Consider the following 614-nt stretch of genomic DNA (forward strand, 5'->3'; position numbering starts at 1 on the left):
GCATCGTCCAAGTTACCAAGCTTGCCATCAACTGCTGCCAATTGATCTTCAGTCGCTGCCTGACCTGATACTGCTGTGCCATTCCAAGTCGTGTTGCTTAAGCCACCAATGGTATTGGTCGTGCCATCAATCTTAACTTTGGTTGCACCACTGCCCACATTGATTGCATCTTTAACATTCAGCGTATCGCCTAAGCCCAGTTGTACACCGCCTGCAACTGTCGTGCTGGTAATGTTGCTGTCGCCTTTAACGTTGATATCACTACCCAAGGCATAGTTGTTCTTGCCTGTTGTGCCACCAAAGTTGATACCTTTGTCTGTTGTTGCTTTAACGCTGGTGATCGCACCATCAATAGTGTTAGAGCCTGTGCCACCAATGTTACTTGTGGTGATTGCTCCCGTCGTTGCATCAATCGTCGTGTTGCCACCAATTGCAGTTTTAACGCTATCGGCTACACCGTGTAATTGGCTACCGTTGATTGCATCGGTCGAAGTCGAGTTCACCGCACCAGCTTTAACATTGGTAATGGTGGTGCCACCTGCGCCCGCTAAAGTCACTTTGTCTTTAGTTGCAGGGTCATCATATTTAACCGCCGCATCATCCAAGTTACCCAA

1 pseudogene is annotated in these 614 nt (G+C 48.2%); it reads right to left on the bottom strand.

Annotation, left to right across the window (positions count from 1 at the left end):
* Positions 1-614: pseudogene (locus tag WA352_RS21740) on the bottom strand (YadA-like family protein); the annotation flags it as partial.

The sequence above is a fragment of the Acinetobacter sp. 102 genome, assembly GCF_037028485.1.
Classification (GTDB): domain Bacteria; phylum Pseudomonadota; class Gammaproteobacteria; order Pseudomonadales; family Moraxellaceae; genus Acinetobacter; species Acinetobacter higginsii.